Origin of the sequence: Paenibacillus sonchi, assembly GCF_016772475.1 — a bacterium.
Taxonomy (GTDB): Bacteria; Bacillota; Bacilli; order Paenibacillales; family Paenibacillaceae; genus Paenibacillus_AQ; species Paenibacillus_AQ sonchi.
On record NZ_CP068595.1, the window covers coordinates 3,431,945 to 3,450,557 of the forward strand.

The following is an 18,613-nucleotide window of genomic DNA, read 5'->3' on the forward strand; positions in this document are numbered from 1 at the left end:
GGGGATATGCCAGTGGAACCGCAAATTATTGTACGCGCCGCGCCGCAGGAGTTCGTTTGCAGGCCGGACAGCTGGGGCAGCCTGGAACAGCACCTGGAGAGAAGAGGAATCCATCGTGTGCTGGTGGTGCGCGGGAACAGGTCTTGGACGGCGGCTGCACCATATTGGCCGGAGCTAAAAGAGACAGAGGTGCACTATCATGTGTACAGCGGAGAATGCAGCTACCGCGAGCGTGATGCCATTGCCGGCTATGCGTCAGAGCATCAGCTTGAGGCGGTCATCGCCGTAGGCGGCGGGAAGATTACCGATCTGGTAAAATCGGCAGCGGCCAGGCTGAATCTGCCGGCTATAATTCTTCCGACCCTGGCTGCGACCTGTGCAGCCTGGTCCTCGCTCAGTGTGATGTACGATGAGCGGGGGGCGTTCATCCGCTTTGAGGTTTTTCCGCGCAGCAATGCGCTGGTGCTGCTGGACCCGGCGGTCATCGCCGCTTCGCCGCCAGAGCTGCTGGCCGCCGGAATCGGTGATACTCTGGCGAAGTGGTATGAGGCGGATGTCATCATCAGACATCTGGAGGCACCGCCGGTTGAAGTGGAGCTGGCCTGGGATGCGGCGCGGAAATGCCGCGAAAACCTGCTGCGCTACAGCAGCGCGGCGCTTGCTGCTGTGAGGTCAGGAGAGCTGAATGATGCCCTGACCCGGACAGCCGAAACGATTATTATGGTCGCCGGGCTTGTAGGCGGGTTCGGTGAGGATTATGGCCGTACCGCAGGGGCCCATTCGGTGCACGATGCATTGACAGCCCTCCCGGAGACACACGGTCTGCTGCATGGCAGCAAGGTAGCTTACGGTGTGCTGGTGCAGCTGGCGCTGGAGGGGAACTGGCCGGAGATTGACGGGCTGCTGCCGTTCTATGAAGAGCTGGGCCTGCCGTCCAGTCTGAGAGCCATGGGGCTGGATCACCTGACGCGGGAAGAACTGCTGGAGCTGGGCGAAAGGGCGGCTGTGCCCGAAGCCTCCATCCATATGATGCCCGGCGTAATTACCGCCGAAGCGGTGGCGGATGCAGTGGCGGAGCTGGAGGAATACATAACGGCTGGCCAGAATCAGACAAAAGGAGAAGGCATCTTATGAGTATAGCGATTATCGGAGCCATGGAAGAAGAGGTAGCCCCGCTGCTGCCGAAGCTGCGGGATGTGCGCAGCCTGAAGGCTGGCGGCGGTAAGCTGTATGCCGGAGTGCTGGACGGACAGGAGGTAGTACTGCTTCAATCAGGCATCGGCAAGGTCAACGCGGCGGTGACCACCACGCTGCTGCTGGAGCGGTTCCACTGTGAGCTGATTATCAACACCGGAGCGGCGGGCGGTCTGGCTGCTGACCTGAAGGTTGGCGATGTGGTCATCGCTGAGGAACTGGTCTACAGCGATGTGGATGCTACGGCCTTCAGTTATGCCTACGGGCAGGTGCCGCAGATGCCGCAGCGTTATCCGGTTGCGGCCGGGCTGCTTGCACAGGCGCGGAAGCTCGTCCGGCGCGGCGTAAGGCAGGAGCAGATTGTCACCGGGCTGATTACGACAGCCGATTCTTTTATCAGCGATCCGGAACGGGCGGTGTCCATTGTCAGCCGGTTCCCGGAGGCGAAAGCGACCGACATGGAAGGTGCGGCGATTGCCCAGGCGGCCTATCAGTTCGGTGTTCCTTTTCTGGCGGTCCGCGCCATATCGGATATTGCCGGCTCCGATGCCGCCGGATTGTTCAAATCCCATCTGGAGCTGGCTGCTGCAAACTCGGCTGAGGTGGTGCTGGAGATTCTCTCCCGGTGTAAGCCGCCCGAAAGCTTTGAAATCTAAAGAGACCGTCTTTCATTCACTTGGGAGACGGTTTTTTATTTTGTATGCGCGTAATGAAGCGGACTCAGGAGGCCTTATTTCAGGAAAATACCGTTTTTTTTCGCTCATGCGGACTCAGAATACGCTATTTGCTCATTTTCAGTCCAACCTTATCCTTGTTGAACCATTTAGCGGCTCGTGTGTCCGCATGGCCCGAAAAATGGGCTGCTGGCGCGGAATAACGTTTTTCCTGAATTAGACTAAAAAGTGGACACGGGAAACACCCCCATAGATAATAGAATAAACTTTAGAAGAGGTGGTAACCGTGGTCGAACGGAAGCGATATAACAAAGAGTTCAAAGAAGAAACCGTAAAGTACATCCAAGAACAACGGAAATCCATGGACGAGATTGCCCTAGAACTCAACATTCCGAAAGGAACGCTCAAAGATTGGATGATGAAGTTTCGGCAGTTCCCCAATGAACCGTTTGTAGGGAGCGGGAAACTGCGTGCCCAAGAACAACAAATTGCGGATCTCGAGCAAAAGAATAAGGATCTGGAGGAGGAGGTCGCCATCCTAAAAAAGGCGATGCACATCTTCAGCAAAGACCGGGACTGAAGTTCCAGTTTATTGAGGAACATCGCTCCGTGTTCCGTATTGAGAAGATGTGCAGCGTACTCGGAGTCTCCCGAAGTGGATATTACAAGTGGCGGGCGACCCCTCCCAGTGAGCGCATGAAGCATCGGGAACGGCTCGTACAGCGCATTGAATACCACTTTCATGACAACGGTGAAATTTACGGTAGCCCCAAAATCACAAAGAAGCTCCAGCAAGAAGGGTTTACCGTGGGGAGAAAACGGTAGGCCGACTCATGCGAGAGCACAATCTTCGTTCCCAAGCAATGGGGAAATTTAAAGTTCAGACGACTGATTCGAACCACGACTTCCCGATTGCCCCGAATTGGCTAAACCAACATTTCGACGTGTGTACTAGACCCAACCAAGTATGGGTCACGGATATTACCTATATCCGAACACGCCAAGGCACGATCTATTTGGCGAGCGTTTTAGATTTGTACACACGCAAGATTGTCGGCTGGCAGCTCGGCAACCGAATGAAAGTCGAATTGGTTTCAGCGGCCCTGGACAAGGCCTACAACGCACAGAAGCCCGGGAAAGGACTGATCCACCATTCCGACCGCGGAAGTCAGTACGCCTCTGTAGAGTACCGGAAGAAGCTCAAGGGATACCATATGATTCGCAGCATGAGCCGCCGAGGGAACTGCTACGACAATGCTTGCATTGAATCGTTTCACAGTATTCTCAAACGAGAACTCATCTACCGCAGAAAATTCCAAACGCAAAAAGAAGCACAGAACCAGTTGTTCCGGTATATTGAGTTCTTCTACAACCGAAAACGAATACACAGTAAGCTGGGTTATCTTTCACCGGATCGCTTTGAGGCATTATATTACAGCAATCTTGCACTCGCAAACTGATTTTACTGTGTCCACTCTATTGACAGAAGCACATCCAGTCCGCATACTTGAGTCCACCTACTCCAGTACGTATACCCCGCAAATCCAGTCCACCTACTCCAGTCCGTCTAAACCTATTCTAGTTCGGATAAACCTGCTCCAGTCGAATGAAGGGGGCTAAGATGGTCCTTGGGCCTTCAAGGTTTTGTAATTTTGCGTATTAATCCGCATTTCCAAGATAGATAACTGCCATTATAATGGGAATATTCTGTTGAAAAGTTGAATTCCATACTTAATTGCGCAGGAGGCTGAATACTGTCATGAAGTCAGATCCATTTATCCCGGTCTTGTTTGACTTTCCCGAGTTCTTTGAGACCGAACGCCTGCTGGTGCGCGCCCCGCAGTGGGGTGACGGGAGGGCAGTGAATGAGGCGATCCGCGAGAGTCTGGAAGAGCTGAAGCCATGGATGCCTTTTGCCCAAAGCATGCCGGCATTAGAGGAATCCGAAATATACGTCAGAGATTCCAGGCTGAAATTTCTGAACCGGACTGTGCTGAATATGCTTATTTTTCATAAGACAGAGGGGACCTTTCTCGGGTGTACCGGCCTGCATCATATTGACTGGGAGACCCGCTGTTTTGAAGCCGGATACTGGCTGCGGACCACCTGCACAGGCAAGGGATACATCACGGAGGCAGTGAACGGAATTACCCGCTTTGCCATACAGGAGCTTGCGGCGAACCGGATTGAAATCCGCTGCAGCGCACGTAATGCCAGAAGTGCAGCCGTCGCTGAGCGTGCGGGTTTTTTACTGGATGGCATTCTGCGTCTTAACACCCTCGGCCTGGATGGAGAACTGCATGACTCCAAGGTATACGCCAAGGTACGGGGAGCCGAATTTTAGAGGATGTTGGAGCATTAATGCCGGAGCGATGAAGCGGGCCCGGATGCATGATGAAGAACTAGGGGAGAGTTATGATAAACGTTAGTTACTTAGAAACGAGGCCATCCGGTAGATATGGATATAGAATCAGATATTGTAGAATGGAGCAACATTAAGGTAGCGGGCAGCAATAATAAACTTGATATCGGACCTTATGGGAAACTATAAATATGCAATTGAAAGTGCTGTGGGAGTTGAATAGTTCAGCTTAGGGGGAGAAGGCGTGCAAATGAATCACAACATTCTACCAAAGGATAAGCAGGATTTTAAAAGTGTTGAAGCCCTGGCCCGCTTAGAAAGATCAATGATCATTCCCTTATTGCCGGAATTGTTAGAATGGCTGCAGGATATGAATTGGCCTATAGCCGCAGAAATTGTAGACCTTTTGTCAAAGTATACGTCCGAAACTATCCCGCATATTAAAACTATTTTTTCTCAAAGCGACACCGGTTGGATATACAACATCCTTGCATATTTGATTAATAAATGGGATACGGATCTTGTCTCAAGATTGTCTTCAAGCCTAGGGGAACTGGCGCACACGATAGACATTTATGAAGATACTGATTTGCTGTCTATTGAAATTTTATGGAAGCATCAGTTGATTGCCTTAAATGAAGCAACCGCACTTTTAGCAAGGAAACGGAGTCACATAGAGAACTCTCTCCTTACCTTTACAGCAGAACAAAAAGTCATGTTCTCAGAGTTGGAAAATGAACAGCAACATATCCTCAACACAGACGTTGGACAAATCGTTAATTATTGCGAAAGAAATAACAAATCGTTAATGCAAAAAGACCAGTACGACAATTCGCTCCGCCGTTATGAAGAAATTGAGGCAACGATAAGGAGGATATCTGCTTTTACTTGATTGGCCCCTATCCGATTGCGTTATGGGGATGGAATGGAGGATGATTATTATCGATAAACGGCTAACTTTTAATGAAGATGTGGAGAATTACGATAAATGGAGACCAACCTATTGTGAAGAATTATTCAAAGATATCATAGCGTACTCTCATCTTGAACGAGGCCGAAAAGCAATTGAAAATACACAAAATTAAAATTCCGGGAATATAAAAAATTTACGATATACAATACTGCATTTGAAGAGTTTGCATGTCCGGACAGCAGTATAGATCTCATTTATTCGGCTACCGCATTTCATTGGATTCCGGAAAAAACAGGGTATCTAAAAGCCTCCAATTTTTTAAAAACCGGCGGAACCCTGGCGTTATTTTGGAACCGGCCGTTTGTATCACGGGAAAATCCATAGAAGCTTGCCGTCCCCTGCGAAAGAGCAGTTTGAAGATGAGATTAAAGAATCCATTAAAAAATTTGGCGATGTCCTAAATGTATATGATACTATCGACTTGTATTTAGCAAAAAAATAAGTTGGACTTGCGGTAATACCAGAGCAAGATAGTTAAATAAGCGGATCGGAGAAACAGACACAAGGAGGCCAACATGCAGCCGATAACCCCCGAAGACATCCAAATCCGGATCGATCAGCTAGCCGGTCAGGATCTATACGTACACCTTGAGCTCACGACAGGCGCCTACGCCAGTCACTTGGACAGTACCCGGCACCCGGCGTCGGCATTCATTTCCAATGCGGCGGTCCGTTATACACAAGGCTCCATTTCCGGCACGGGACCCTACAGGGTGGGCTTAAAGACAACTCAGGGCTGGATTTATGCCGAAGGCCTTACACATGTTGATGAGACGGAAAAGGAACGGCTAATCTTGGCCGGGCATGACAGTCAAGGCAAGCTGATCGTTGCATTGCAGCTGAGCCGGGAAACGTTCTGATGAAAGCGGAGGAATACACACCATGAAGAATCAACAAACGGAACACCAGCGCATCTTAGTTGTGTTCCCCCATCCCGACGATGAAGCTTTCGCGGCATCAGGGACGCTGGCGATGTACATAGACAGCGGCGCTCAAGTCACTTATGCCTGTCTGACCCTGGGGGAGATGGGGCGCAACATGGGCATCCCGCCGTTCGCGAGCCGGGTTACTTTGCCGGCAATCCGCAAAGAGGAACTGGCAGCATCTTGCCTTGCAATTGGCATCCAGGACTTAAGGATGCTCGGCTTCCACGATAAAATGATCGAGTTCGAAGACCAGCAGCGGCTGGACAATGAGATTATGGCGCTGCTCCAGGAGCTGCGTCCGTCGCTGGTGATCACCTTCTATCCGGGGTACAGTGTGCATCCTGACCACGATGCCACCGGAGCCGCTGTCATACGTACGGTTGGCCGGCTTCCCGCAGCAGAGCGGCCGCTTGTACACTGCGTCGCGTTCGCAAGCAACCACGAGCGGGCGATCGGAAAGGCGGATGTGATCGTAGATGTGACCGCCTTCCTTGAGCAAAAAATGGCGTCGATACGCGCGCACCGTTCGCAATTCCAAGCGGCGGAGCTGGTCGGGAATCAGGAGCTGACGGATGAAGAAATCCGGGCCCGGTTCGGAACGGAACCGTTTTGGACCTATAGGTTCGATTAATCCCGGGATATGGAACATGAAGCTCTATAGAGCCGATGGAATCAAGTTGAAATGGCTATGCCGTCCTTAGAAGGATAATCTATAGCGCGAAGCATATGGTTATATTTGGAAAAAAGGGTGCCTTACCGCCGGATCAGTTGACCGGCGTAAGGCACCCTTTGTGCTGCTGGAGAGCAAGCTTATGCTTCTCTATTGGGCAGTTTGCAGGATGAATTTATCGATGGCGTATTTCACGCCGTCTTCATTGTTGCTGAGGGTGACGAAGTCAGCAATGTCCTTCAGCGCCGGGATGGCGTTAGCCATGGCTACGCCAAGGCCGGCGGCTTCCAGCATTTCGTGATCGTTCCAGGAGTCGCCGACTGCGATGGTTTCGGACAGCTCGCAGCCGAAGTGGGCTGCCAGGAATTCCAGCGCCAGTCCTTTGGTACCTTCCTTGTGCATAATTTCCAGGAAATGCGGCTTGGATTTCGTAATATGCACGGAATCCCCCAGCAGCTCACGCAGAATAGGCGACAGCTCGTCCAGGAAATCGGGATCGTCGATGATCAGCATTTTTGGTGTTTTTTGCGGGACAAGCTTCTCCCAATCCGGCTCGATATAATATTTAGTTCCATTAAGGGTGGCATAATCGACCAGCTTCTGGTTCTCTTCACGGGCATACAGCTTGTCATCAATATAGGTCTGCAAGTGCAGGTTATGCTCCACGCAGTAGTTGAACAGCTTGCGTACGGCATCCTGCGGCACATAACGCTCGTAGAGCACTTTTTCATCCATCAGATTCTTTACGAGTGCCCCCTGGTAAGTGATGATCGGCACATTCAGTCCGGTCTGGCGGGCGATGGCCTGGGCGGAAGCATAGGCACGTCCGGTAGCCAGAGTAACCACAACGCCTGCGGCAACGGCCTGTTCCAGCGCTGTTTGTGTGGCAGGGGTAACTTCCTTGTCATCGTTAATCAAGGTGTCGTCAATATCGATTGCAATCAATTTGTACATGTAGGTTCTCTCCTATTGGGTGAGCTTAGCTTCCTGAATAGCTTCGTACCAATGCTTCGGAAGCCTAAGCTTAAATTTGGGGAGCCTGTGCGGAAGGCATGGCTCTTGTCTCTGAACAAGCTGGTAGTGCGCTGTGGATTCCAAATGGGCAGCTTCCGAAGGGCCAGCGCTTGGATTCTACAATTAAAAGACTGATGCTGTACTAGGCCCAAAAAATCATGGATCAGATGAAAGCAGAAGGCTTGGTTCTTCGTCCTTTTGGGCTGTAAGGGCTGGCCCGGGGCTGAGTTCGGCCATCAGCATGGCCGCAAGAATGCAGAGACAGCCCAGCAGCGCCGATACGCCGAGCGTTTCTCCGCCGAACACCAGACCTGTCAGGGCGGCGAATACCGGCTCTGTGGCAAAAATAACCGCCACCCGGGAAGGCGTGGTGTATTTCTGGCAGGCCGTCTGAATCCAGAAGGCAAAGGCGCTGGTCGGGCCGATGGAAACAAGCAGGGCCCACAGCACATCCGGCTTCAGGATCAGGGTCCCGCTGTGCGCAAGCGGGGCCGGCCCATCCACAAGCAGGGAGGCGAAGGCGCTGAGCAGCCCGACACAAGCAAGCTGCAGCGCAGCCAGCGGCAGCGCCGGATATCGCGGAGCATATACGCCGGTATAGGCGACCTGCAGGGCAAAGGCGACAGCACATATCAGCACCAGTGCGTCTCCCTTGTTCAGGGACAGCGCGGAGCCGGTAAAGGTGAGCAGGTAGAGGCCTGCCACCGCGAGTCCCGCGCTGAACCAGGTATACCGTGAGATGGCCGTCTTAAGCAGGGCCAGGGAGAGGAAAGGGACGAGCACGACCGACAGTCCCGTGATAAAACCGGTGTTGGAGGTGGTGGTATAGAGCAGTCCCAGCGTCTGGAAGCCATAGCCCAGAAACAGAAAGAGGCCCAGCAGCAAGGCGTGTCCTGCCATACGCCAGTTCAGCATTCTCCATTCCCTGCGGTAAAAAACGGCGGTAATCAGCGCCAGCAGCAAAGCTGCGCCGATAAAGCGGATGCTGTTGAAAGCGAGCGGCGGCAGCACCTTGACCGCGCTTTGCACAATGAGAAACGTACATCCCCACATCATCGCCACCAGCAGCAGACTGAGGCCGGCTATTCGGGAGCGATTCACAGAGGTCATCCTTTCTTGATACGACAAATATTTTGTAAAATCAAGTTCTCCAAATTGTAGCTTAAAACAGGGGGAGGACAAGACAGAACTCTGCTCCGGAACGTCCGTTGAAGGGCTGAAGCCTCTGAAATACTGCCGGAGGCTGGACAAAAAAGCCGGCACTTGGTATACTTCGAGAACCGTACACTTGTTCTTATTTTTGCACTTCGAAGTCCCTACACCTTAGAAAGGAGCGGGTGCACCATGATGGGCAAATCCCATTTAATCATCAGCACCGGGGTTACCCTATCCGTTATGAGCCTGCTCGGCCATGAAATTACGATTCCGGCAGTTGCTGTGGCAGGGCTCAGCGCCCTCTTGCCTGATATCGATGAGCCGAATTCGCTGCTGGTGCGCAAAGCCGTGCCGGAATCCCTGCTGCGGATTTTGCAGGTATCGCTAATCGGGGCGGCCATTTATCTGTATTTTGCCGGAATCGCCGCGCCTCCCTGGAATATCGCGCTGGCGCTGCTTGTCGGGAGCGTATCCTTCCTGCCGGGCCGCAGGCTCCGGCATCTCGTGATGCTGCTGCTGGCACTGGCGCTGTTCGCGTTCGCGGATGCCTACGATCCGTGGAACTACATAGCCGCCTGCGTGCTTGTCGTATCCTCGGTTGTTCCGCACCGCGGACTGACGCATACGCTGTACGCGGTGGCCGGCTGGGGAGCCTTGCTCTATTTCGCTTCGCTCGGCATGAATGACGGCGGCAGCCTGTGGATTGCCGGCGGCATGTCTTATGCGCTCCATCTGCTGGCCGATTCCCTGACCCAGCGAGGCATTACTCCGCTGCCTCCGCTGCCCTTCAAGCTTCGCCTGAAGCTGATGAGCACAGGCACGAAGAAGGGCAGTGCGGTGGAGAAATTCTGCATCGTGCTCACACTGGTGCTGGTTATGTATGTATTTGTGCTCACCCCCAATCTGTAAAAAGCTGCTGCCCCATCTTGAAGACGCTCTGCTGCATGCTGCTGCCGGGAGTCTTTGAGACAGGCGAAGCCCCTCCAGGGCACCAAAGGCTCTCCGCTGCTTGCCAGCGGGGGGCCTTTTTAAAAATATTACGCCAGAATTTAAATGTTTTAGGGGAAGCGAAGCTTATCCCTTAATTAATTTGTATAGGAAATTATGCTGTCTCTTTCTTGCAGATTGAACTAGAAATCCGTAGTCTTAATGTGAGATAACACAGTGGATTCTTTGCATGACTGCATTTCGTGCAATAGAATTTATATGGTTTTGCGCCGAACCGCCTTCTGCTGTATTTTCTGCAATAGATTTTCGGATATCGCGTCCAAAACAGCTTTTCTAAGGGATTCTAATGTACAGAGTGCAACAGATGGAGCTGTTCGGCTGGTTTATGGGTTATTCTGCTGCAGAGAATGCAATAGAATGTGAGTTCTGGCCTAAGTAGAAAGAAATCCTTACTCAGTCATGGACGGCGAGGCCGTTTTGTTCATCCCGATACGATCTTGAGCAGGATGTTATTTATCACAGACACTACCCGGAAGCACCTGCTACATTAAACATACCGACGGTCGGAATGGAGAGAGAATGATGACAAAAAAACAGTTAAAAGAACTTAGAGTGGAGTCCTTGCTTACGGCCGCAGTGGAAGAATTTCTCGAAAAGGGTTATGCCGGCGCATCTGTAGATGCCATAGCCAAAAGAGCCGGTGTCAGCAAGGGCGGCGTGTACCATCACTTTCCCAATAAGGAAGCGCTGTTGATGGAGGCGAATCAGAAGCTCTCGGAGCCGGTCATGGAAATGGCGGAAAGGGCATACCTGAACAGCAGTGCGATGGAGGGATTAAGGCAATACATTCAAGAATACCTGAGCTATTGGGTAAGCAGGCCAAGAGAACTGAGCTTTTTTTTCTTATCGATGTCCAAATCCTTGGAAGCTCCGGCCCTTATGGAGTATTACAGAGAATATGTACAGCAAAGCACCGCTTTCTTTGTGGGCATGTTCCAAAAAGCGGTTGAATCAGGGGAGTCCGATCTGACGGACCCTGAGGCGTATGGGATTTCCTTGATGGGGGCATTAGACGGGGTCGTTTCCTATGCGATGATTCATCCTGAAGAGGATATTCAGCTTCTGGCCGAGCGTTGCGGTCAGGTCTGGCTGAAATAAGCGAAAGGAGCAATCAAGGTATGGAGCATGAGAACTTTCTCGCTGTTGAAGGGTTATGCAAAAAATATGGCGAACTGTCCGCTGTAGACGATGTAAGTTTCTCGGTTCGCAAGGGAGAGGTATTCGGGCTGCTCGGACCCAATGGTGCCGGTAAAACGACTACAATAAGAATGCTATGCGGTCTATTAAAAGCGGATGGCGGCCAAATTACTGTAAATGGGGTCTCCATATCCTCCGGTTATGAGCGTATCAAAGCTATGATCGGGCTGTGCCCGCAGGAAATTATTATTTGGGAGCTGCTCACATGCCTGGAACAATTGAAATTTGCCGGGATGTCCTACGGGCTAACCTCCAGAGCAGCCGGTAATAAGGCAGAAAGCCTGCTGCAATCGCTGGGACTCCGGGATAAAAGAAATAAGCTTGCCAAGACGCTGTCAGGCGGTATGCAAAGAAGGCTGAATATAGCACTGGCACTGGTTCATGACCCCAAGCTGATTATATTGGACGAACCTCAGGCAGGGCTTGATCCTCAGAGCAGGATACTTGTACGCGACTTCGTCAGACAGCTGGCTGAGGAAAGAACGGTGATTCTTACCACCCATGACATGGATGAAGCCGACAGGCTTTCAGACCGGGTAGCGATCATGGACCACGGGAAGGTTCTTTTAATAGATACTCCTGAGAAGCTGAAGGAAAAATCCGGGGCGGGAGAGCTGCTGCAAATACGGGTAAACGGGGTAAGCCAAGACTTGGCCCGTCAGGTCTTGAACTCGCTGCCCGATGAATGTACAGAGAAACAATATTCGGATGGACTGTTTCTGCTTGGAGCAAGCGGAGTTCTTGAGCTTATACCGAAGGTAAGCCAGAGATTGAAAGCTTTTAATATACATATAGAGGATATGACCCTCCGCAAGCGGACACTTGAGGATGCATTCATTGCTGTGACTGGAAGGGGGCTCAGCGAATGAAACTGGCCGCCTCCGTTACCAAATCTTTTAAAGAAAATATAAGGGATTGGAAAGTCCTTCTGATGGTTTTGATGTTCTCTCCCTTCTTTTTAATCCTGATGAACCTGTTTTACGGGGGAGCGCCTGCTGCCTATCATGTAGGGGTTCTGAATTTGGATGCCGGCCGTGCTTCGATCGAATTAATCAACAGCCTGGAGACGATGGAGGGGCAGGACAACTCGCGGATATTTAAGTTAACCGCCTTCAGCAACGAGGGGGAATTAAAGGCAAAGGTAAAAGAAAAGGACATGGATCTAGGCATTGTTATCCCTGAAGATTATTCTGACAAATTAGCCATCAAGTCTCCCGGAAACCACGGCAATCCAGCTCTTGTAGACTTTTATGGGAGCATGGGAAATATGAGGTATTCCGTTGCAGCAGTACTCACGGCAGATGGGGTATATAAACAAGGCATGGATGTGGCGAATATCACGTTGCCCTCAAAGATCAGCGAAACTTTTCTCGAAAAGAAACAGCCCTTGAATGAATTTGACGGCTATGTTCCGGGCTTAATCGCTTTGGCTGTTTTAATGATTCTTTTTACGGCATCCGCCTCCATTGTGAAGGAAAATGACCAAAAAACACTGTTAAGATTAAAGCTCAGCCGTCTTGGAGCGTTCAACTTCCTTGCCGGTATATGTATCACGCAAGCCATAGTAGCAGCAGGAGCCCTTGCCCTTTCGTATTGGACGGCACTTGGGTTAGGCTACAGGCCGGCAGGAGAATTTGGCGCTGTATTTGCTGTTGGGCTCCTGTCGAGCTTCTCCATGGTTGCGGTAAGCTTAGTGGTTGCAAGTTTCCTGAACACCGTTTTTGATGTTTTGACTATCGGGTGTTTTCCTTTCTTTATGCTCATGTTTTTTTCAGGGAGCATGTTCCCCCTGCCGAAGATGAATGTATTTACAATCGGGGGGCATTCCTTTGGAATAACAGATCTGTTGCCGCTTACACATACCGCGAATGCATTTAATCAAATCTTGAATTATGGGGCTGGCCTAGAGGACGTCCTGTTTGATTTTGTTATGATTGCACTGCTCACCGTAATCTATTTTGCAATGGGATTGAGGTTATACCAACAGCGCAAGCTTTCCAGAGCATAGCCGGATATGAAGTGAGGAAGGAACAGCTTGACGCCCCTTGCTGCAAAAAACCAGCCAGTTCCCGGGTCCAGGGAGATTGGCTGGTTTTTGTGTACATTTTATAACAAGAGAGCTATTCCTCCAGAAAAATCAGCCCGATGAAGTCCTCCGGCTCAATGCGGCCGAAATAATGCTTCAGGTCCAGTCCGGCCAGGGCTTCTCTGACCTCAGCGTTTTCGTAGCGTTTGCCGCGCAGCGCATTCTCCACATCCGCCACATCGCCTACACCGAAGAAATCGCCGTAGATTTTGATATCCCTGATGTAGGAATCTTCAATATCCATGCGGATGTCGACGAGTCCTGCCGGGAATTTGCGGGTGTGCTTTACATTGCTTTTTGGCGACAGGCCGTAGTTCCAGTCCCAGTTCTGGTAGTGCTCTTTGGAAATTTCATTGATCCGCACCCAATCGTCCATAGTCAGCTTATACTGCGGAACCTCGGAAGGCTCCATGCCGAAGATGGAACGCAGCAGGCCCGCACGGAATTCCTCAATCGTCATCTCTTTTCCGAGCAGGTCTTTGATATTGGCGACACGGCTGCGCACGGATTTGGTGCTCTTGGATTTGAATTTCTCCGGGTTCACATTCAGCGATGCCTGCACATCGTCCAGATTGAGGTCAAACATCAGGGTGCCGTGGCTGAACATGCGTCCGCGCGTGGAGAATTGGGCGTTGCCGGAAATTTTTTGCTCACCGACCTGAAGATCATTGCGTCCGCTGAGTTCGGCGTTCACCCCCATGGATTGCAGGTAGTCGATGACCGGCTGGGTGAATTTCAGAAAATTATGAAAAGACTGCCCGTCGTCCTTGGTAATAAAGCTGAAGTTAAGGTTGCCCAGATCGTGATAGACTGCCCCGCCGCCGGATAACCGCCGTACGACCTGGATATTATGGTCCTTCACATATTCCTGGTTAATCTCTTCAATGGTATTCTGATGTTTGCCTATGATAATGGACGGGCTGTTGATATAAAAAAGCAGATAACTGTCGTCCATCGGCAGATTTTTCAGGGCAAATTCCTCAATCGCAAGATTGATCGAAGCGTCTGTAATTCCGGTGTTATCGATAAAAAGCATGGTGAATTCCTCCGCTTGTGCATGATTTACTGCTCTATATAGATTGAACTTGAAAAATGAACAAAAGGGAAAGCCCCAACCATTCCATGCAGTCACGGCCAAATCCCCAATCGTAGATCACTAGTTCAAGCTATATAGTTATTTTAAACCAAAAGTAAAGTTTGCACAAAAAGAACAAGCAGCGCCCGGGCAGAATTCCGCCTCCCGCCAAACGGCAATATCCTGTTTCGCTCGGGGAGTGAAATCATTGACGTACCTCCTGCAATGGGGCAATAATGGGGTCAATGAGTCACACAGAGTTATAATCGACAGGTTAAGAGGAGTGTAGGCATGCTTGAAAAATACGGCCACGGCGGCGACCTGCTGACAGCGGCGGAATTGTATGGGAACGGAAGCGGCGGCGCTTTTGTGGATTTCAGCGCGAATATCAATCCTCTCGGTCCGCCACCCGGCGTGCTGGATCTGCTGCGGGAGGCAGTCTCAGCCGTGACGGCTTATCCTGATCCCGGTCACCGCAGGCTGAAATCCCTGCTGGCGGAGAGTCTGGGCGTAGACCGCGAATGGATTACGGTCGGCAACGGAGCAGCGGAATCGATGGCCCTGCTGCTGCTGGCTGCGGCTCCGCGCAGGGTAGGGATCGTCGAGCCCTGCTTCTCCGAGTACCGCCAGCTCGCCGGGCAGTTCGGTGCGGAAGTCCTCCCGGTCCGGGGGACGAAGGAGCAGGGCTACCGGGCCCGTGTGCAGAGCATTGCCGGCCTGCTGGAACAGGTGGACCTGCTGTTCCTCGGACAGCCGAACAACCCGAATGGCGTCCAGTATGCGCTGGACGACCTCCGGCTGCTGGCGCAGCAGGCGGAGCGCTGCGGGACGGTGCTGGCGGTAGATGAAGCGTTCATCGACTTCATCCCGGAAGAGCGGCGGCAATCACTGCTGCCGGAGCTTAAGAGTTACCGTCATACGGTGCTGATCCGCTCGATGACGAAGTTCTACGCCATTCCGGGGCTGCGGCTCGGCTTCACCCTCGCCGCCCCGGAGCTTGCTGCAGCCATGAGCGGCAAGCAGGTGACCTGGAGCGTGAACGGCCTGGCCCTGCTGGCCGGGGAAGCCTGCCTGCGCAGCGGGCGCGGTTACGAAGAGCGCACGCGCGGGCTGATTGCCGCAGAGCGCGAAGCGCTGCGGGAGGGCCTGCTGCGGCTCGGCTGCGAGGTGCCGCCGGGCGAAGCGAACTTCCTGCTGCTGGGCCTGCCCGCGCCCTGGAGCGCGGCGGTCCTGCAGGAGAGGCTGGGCCGCCGCGGCATTCTCGTGCGCAGCTGCGCGATGTACCCGGGCCTTGCGCCGGGACATATCCGCGTCGCGGTCAAAGGCCGCGAAGACAATGCCCGCCTGCTGCGGCAGCTGGAGGAGATTATCGCGGCGGGGGTCTGACGCTGAAATAAAGCCAAAGCGTGCAGCCGTGATGGCAAAAGCCGCAGCAAAACGCAAGACGTGGAGGCGGGTGTGCTGAGTAGCTGGGAGCACGCAGTGGAAGCGGTGGTAGTAACTAGAGGATGGCGTGCGGAGTAGACCAACAGTAGTAAGTAGAGGATGTCGTGCGGAGTAGACCAACAGTAGTAAGTAGAGGATGTCGTGCGGAGTAGAAGCGGTAGTAGTCAGTAGAGGATGTCGTGCGGAGTAGAAGCAACAGTAGTAACTAGAGGTTGTCGTGTGGAGTAGAAGCAGCAGTAGTAAGTAGAGGGTGTCGTGCGGAGTAGATGTGTTAAATAAAACAGTTGCACCAATACTCTGGCAGCATCAGCGTTCCAAATGCTGTTGCACAAGTTGAGGTTCTTCAATATTTTTGACTAATCTGCCCTTGTGAAAAATTTAAGTGGAATTAGTAAACTTATTTTTTTGAATTACAGCTCAGAATGGGGATTAGTGGGATTTTGTACACTTAATTTGAGGTGAATTCCCAAATATGGATGGCGTAAAATAAGTTGTGTACCAAGATTTGGGGCCTAGTAGGCAACAAAAAAGTAGGGTATTCTCGGGATTACGACACCACCAAGAAAGGAACCCTACTCAATGACTATTGTACCCGAAAATATGCTGAATAATCTATTTGAAAATCTTGTTACTCAATTTGTGAAAGAGAACTTAGAGTCCATCATGCGAGCAGAAATCCAAGAATTCATGGCTACGGAAGAGTCCGGTCCAAGCAACAGTCGCAATGGATATTACCCGCGCAATCTGCACACGAAATACTGCGGATGTAGCCTAATTAAGTGTACTTTTTCCAACTAACATTTGCAGGAACAGCATTTGGCCCCGATTAGGTGGAGAAATTCCACTTAGGACAGCTGCGAGGTCATGGATAGCTGTTGATTATGAGTGAAGGGAGAGGAAATACAATGACCGATGCGCGAAATCCTTTTAATCTCAAGGATGGGGAGACAATGTATGCTTCTGCTGTCTGGCCTGGGCTGATGCTGGAGTGGAAGCCGGGGCATCTGCTGCTGGAATTTCCGGCTGAAGCAGAGGGGCTTTCGAGCGCGGTGTACGGCGGAGGCATGGTCCGCCTGAAACGGGCCGTCAACCAGTTCGTCAGCCGCGATTATGAGTGCAGCAATCCGGTGCGCGATATGGAGAACAAATTGCGCGAATGGGGGTACCCGCTGGAAGGCTGCGCCGGACTGATGACGGCGGTGCCGCTGGAGCATGCTGCTGTTGCGGAGGAGGATACCGGCTCGGCGGGGATTTTCTGCTGCGTGACCGCAGCCTCCGGCAATGCCGCGCGCGCCGGAGTGGCGCGCAACGTGCTGGCGGCATACCGCCCCGGCACGATCAACATCATGCTGGGCATTGACGGCCGCCTGACTCCGTCCGCGATGGTCAATGCCGTCATGACGGCAGCCGAAGCGAAGGCTGCCGCGCTGGCCGATCTCGGGGTCACAGACCCCGAGAATGGCCTGATTGCAACCGGCACCACTACGGATGCAGTTGTACTCGCAGTGAGCGGGAGCGGGCGCTACGGCGCGGAGCATGTCTACGCCGGAACGGCCACCGACCTGGGCGGAGCCATCGGCCGGCTGGTGTACGCCGCTGTAACGGCGAGCCTCGGTTCAGTAGCGGCAGCCCAAACGGAGAAGGTAAGCGAGAGGCCCAGCGGGGTGGTAAGCGGGAAGGTAAGCGGGAAGACAAGCGAGAAGCCAAGTGAGAAGCTAAGCGGAAAGGTTAGCGTTTGGAGCTCTGCGCCGGAGCCGGTGGATTCACAGCCAGGTCCCGGCGCTGGCTGTTCCCCCGCAGCGGAGCCGGCAAGGAAGGGCAGCCAATGAGCGGTTTGAATCGTAAGCCGCTGCCCGGTGAAGGCCGGTGAAGCTTGCTGTTATATTACTTGCAGCCTATGTGCTGGACCGGATAATAGGCGATCCGCGCAGTATTCCCCATCCGGTGGTGCTCATGGGAAAAGCGGTTACCGCCATTGAGCGGCTGATCCGCCGCTTTTGCTCGCAGCCGCACGCGCTGAAACTTGCGGGAGTGCTGCTCCCGCTGCTGGTAGCAGGCGGAGCCTGGGGGGTGACCGCAGTGATCCTCTTGCTGCTGTCCCGCATCGCGCCTTGGCTGGCCTGGGCGGCAGAGGTCTGGCTGATCTCTACAACGATTGCCTCCAAGGGGCTTAAGGATGCCGGGATGGCTGTATATGCCGAGCTGCGCAAGGGGGATATCCCGGCAGCCCGCACAGCGCTCGGCATGATCGTCGGCCGTGACACCACCAAGCTGGAGAGCCCGGATATTGTCCGGGGCACGGTAGAGACAGTGGCGGAGAATATCGTGGACGCGATTATATCGCCGCTTTTTTTCGCGCTGCTGGGCGGAGCGCCGCTGGCCATGGCTTACCGTGCGGTGAATACGCTGGATTCCATGGTCGGCTACAAAAATGATAAATACCGCAATCTCGGCTGGGCCTCCGCCCGGCTCGATGATGCCGCCAATTACATACCGGCCCGGATGACGGCGCCGCTGTTAGTCCTATGCGCCTGGCTGCTGCGTCTGGACTGGCGCAGCAGCTGGCGCATTGTGCGGCGCGATGCCCGCCTCCACCCCAGTCCCAACAGCGGGTTTCCCGAATCGGCTGTAGCCGGAGCAATCGGCATCCGCTTGGGCGGCGAGAATGTATACCACGGCGTGGTCTCGTTCCGCGCCTACATGGGCGATCCCCTGCGGACGATGGAGCCGGAGGATATTATTGTGACTTCACGGATAATGATGCTGTCTTCCGCCATATTTGTCTGCTTGTGTGCAGCCGCTGCCATGCTGTGGCACGGGATCGGGGGCTGAG

16 protein-coding genes and 3 pseudogenes are annotated in these 18,613 nt (G+C 52.8%); 16 read left to right on the forward strand and 3 right to left on the reverse strand.

All coding sequences use genetic code 11. The annotated features are described in order from the left end of the window. The first annotated feature begins 6 nt into the window (after nucleotides 1–6). From JI735_RS15620 to bshB2, 8 genes and pseudogenes are all read left to right on the forward strand, one after another. Nucleotides 7–1,134: an iron-containing alcohol dehydrogenase family protein gene (locus JI735_RS15620; protein ID WP_039834203.1), complete on the forward strand. Its 1,128-nt coding sequence runs from the start codon at nucleotides 7–9 to the stop codon at nucleotides 1,132–1,134. Then, nucleotides 1,131–1,850, forward strand: coding sequence for a 5'-methylthioadenosine/adenosylhomocysteine nucleosidase (locus tag JI735_RS15625; protein WP_202677544.1), 720 nt, complete (start codon nucleotides 1,131–1,133; stop codon nucleotides 1,848–1,850). Before JI735_RS15620 ends, JI735_RS15625 begins: the two co-directional genes overlap by 4 nt. 304 nt (nucleotides 1,851–2,154) lie before the next feature. After that, a pseudogene (locus tag JI735_RS38130) lies at nucleotides 2,155–3,328 on the forward strand (IS3 family transposase). A gap of 299 nt (nucleotides 3,329–3,627) precedes the next feature. After that, nucleotides 3,628–4,212, forward strand: a complete 585-nt coding sequence (locus tag JI735_RS15645) for a GNAT family N-acetyltransferase (protein WP_039839965.1) — start codon at nucleotides 3,628–3,630, stop codon at nucleotides 4,210–4,212. A 268-nt stretch (nucleotides 4,213–4,480) separates the two neighbouring features. Beyond that, nucleotides 4,481–5,122 carry a DUF5071 domain-containing protein gene (locus JI735_RS15650; protein ID WP_085979327.1) on the forward strand — a complete coding sequence of 214 codons (642 nt, stop codon included), beginning with the start codon at nucleotides 4,481–4,483 and terminating at the stop codon, nucleotides 5,120–5,122. Nucleotides 5,123–5,329: 207 nt separating this feature from the next. Further along, a pseudogene (locus JI735_RS37840) lies at nucleotides 5,330–5,527 on the forward strand (methyltransferase domain-containing protein); the annotation flags it as partial. 191 nt (nucleotides 5,528–5,718) lie between these two features. Continuing rightward, nucleotides 5,719–6,063 carry a YojF family protein gene (locus JI735_RS15660; RefSeq protein WP_039839962.1) on the forward strand — a complete coding sequence of 115 codons (345 nt, stop codon included), beginning with the start codon at nucleotides 5,719–5,721 and terminating at the stop codon, nucleotides 6,061–6,063. Between the two features lie 22 nt (nucleotides 6,064–6,085). Then, nucleotides 6,086–6,760: a bacillithiol biosynthesis deacetylase BshB2 gene (bshB2, locus tag JI735_RS15665; RefSeq protein ID WP_039839960.1), complete on the forward strand. Its 675-nt coding sequence runs from the start codon at nucleotides 6,086–6,088 to the stop codon at nucleotides 6,758–6,760. A 189-nt stretch (nucleotides 6,761–6,949) separates the two neighbouring features. On the opposite strand, the gene JI735_RS15670 is transcribed toward bshB2, so the two are convergent. Continuing rightward, complete coding sequence (locus JI735_RS15670) at nucleotides 6,950–7,753, reverse strand: Cof-type HAD-IIB family hydrolase (protein ID WP_039839958.1); 804 nt, start codon at nucleotides 7,751–7,753, stop codon at nucleotides 6,950–6,952. 216 nt (nucleotides 7,754–7,969) lie between these two features. Next, complete coding sequence (locus JI735_RS15675) at nucleotides 7,970–8,914, reverse strand: DMT family transporter (RefSeq protein ID WP_202677545.1); 945 nt, start codon at nucleotides 8,912–8,914, stop codon at nucleotides 7,970–7,972. A gap of 243 nt (nucleotides 8,915–9,157) precedes the next feature. Between JI735_RS15675 and JI735_RS15680 the strand changes: the two genes are divergently transcribed. The 4 genes from JI735_RS15680 to JI735_RS15695 all read left to right on the forward strand — a co-directional run bounded on the left by JI735_RS15680 (nucleotide 9,158) and on the right by JI735_RS15695 (nucleotide 13,181). Beyond that, nucleotides 9,158–9,877 (forward strand): metal-dependent hydrolase, encoded by a 720-nt coding sequence (locus tag JI735_RS15680; protein WP_060862194.1) that lies wholly within the window; start codon nucleotides 9,158–9,160, stop codon nucleotides 9,875–9,877. Nucleotides 9,878–10,498: 621 nt separating this feature from the next. Further along, nucleotides 10,499–11,074: a TetR/AcrR family transcriptional regulator gene (locus tag JI735_RS15685; RefSeq protein ID WP_039839940.1), complete on the forward strand. Its 576-nt coding sequence runs from the start codon at nucleotides 10,499–10,501 to the stop codon at nucleotides 11,072–11,074. A 20-nt stretch (nucleotides 11,075–11,094) separates the two neighbouring features. Then, nucleotides 11,095–12,042: an ABC transporter ATP-binding protein gene (locus JI735_RS15690; RefSeq protein WP_039839938.1), complete on the forward strand. Its 948-nt coding sequence runs from the start codon at nucleotides 11,095–11,097 to the stop codon at nucleotides 12,040–12,042. Further along, a complete protein-coding gene (locus tag JI735_RS15695) occupies nucleotides 12,039–13,181 on the forward strand; it encodes an ABC transporter permease (protein WP_039839936.1) in 1,143 nt (380 codons plus the stop codon). Before JI735_RS15690 ends, JI735_RS15695 begins: the two co-directional genes overlap by 4 nt. Before the next feature lie 112 nt (nucleotides 13,182–13,293). On the opposite strand, the gene JI735_RS15700 is transcribed toward JI735_RS15695, so the two are convergent. After that, nucleotides 13,294–14,295, reverse strand: a complete 1,002-nt coding sequence (locus JI735_RS15700; protein ID WP_039839933.1) for a lipoate--protein ligase — start codon at nucleotides 14,293–14,295, stop codon at nucleotides 13,294–13,296. Nucleotides 14,296–14,625: 330 nt separating this feature from the next. Here JI735_RS15700 and cobD point away from each other — a divergent pair, with 330 nt between their 5' ends. The 4 genes and pseudogenes from cobD (at nucleotide 14,626) to cbiB (ending at nucleotide 18,612) form a co-directional block, all read left to right on the forward strand. After that, on the forward strand, nucleotides 14,626–15,720 hold the full coding sequence (gene cobD / locus JI735_RS15705; protein ID WP_202677546.1) for a threonine-phosphate decarboxylase CobD: 1,095 nt from the start codon (nucleotides 14,626–14,628) through the stop codon (nucleotides 15,718–15,720). A gap of 639 nt (nucleotides 15,721–16,359) precedes the next feature. Continuing rightward, nucleotides 16,360–16,539 (forward strand): annotated as a pseudogene (locus tag JI735_RS38135) (IS256 family transposase); the annotation flags it as partial. Between the two features lie 146 nt (nucleotides 16,540–16,685). After that, on the forward strand, nucleotides 16,686–17,609 hold the full coding sequence (locus JI735_RS15710) for an adenosylcobinamide amidohydrolase (protein WP_233476421.1): 924 nt from the start codon (nucleotides 16,686–16,688) through the stop codon (nucleotides 17,607–17,609). A 37-nt stretch (nucleotides 17,610–17,646) separates the two neighbouring features. Next, nucleotides 17,647–18,612, forward strand: a complete 966-nt coding sequence (gene cbiB / locus JI735_RS15715) for an adenosylcobinamide-phosphate synthase CbiB (RefSeq protein WP_039839918.1) — start codon at nucleotides 17,647–17,649, stop codon at nucleotides 18,610–18,612. Nucleotide 18,613: the final 1 nt, after the last annotated feature.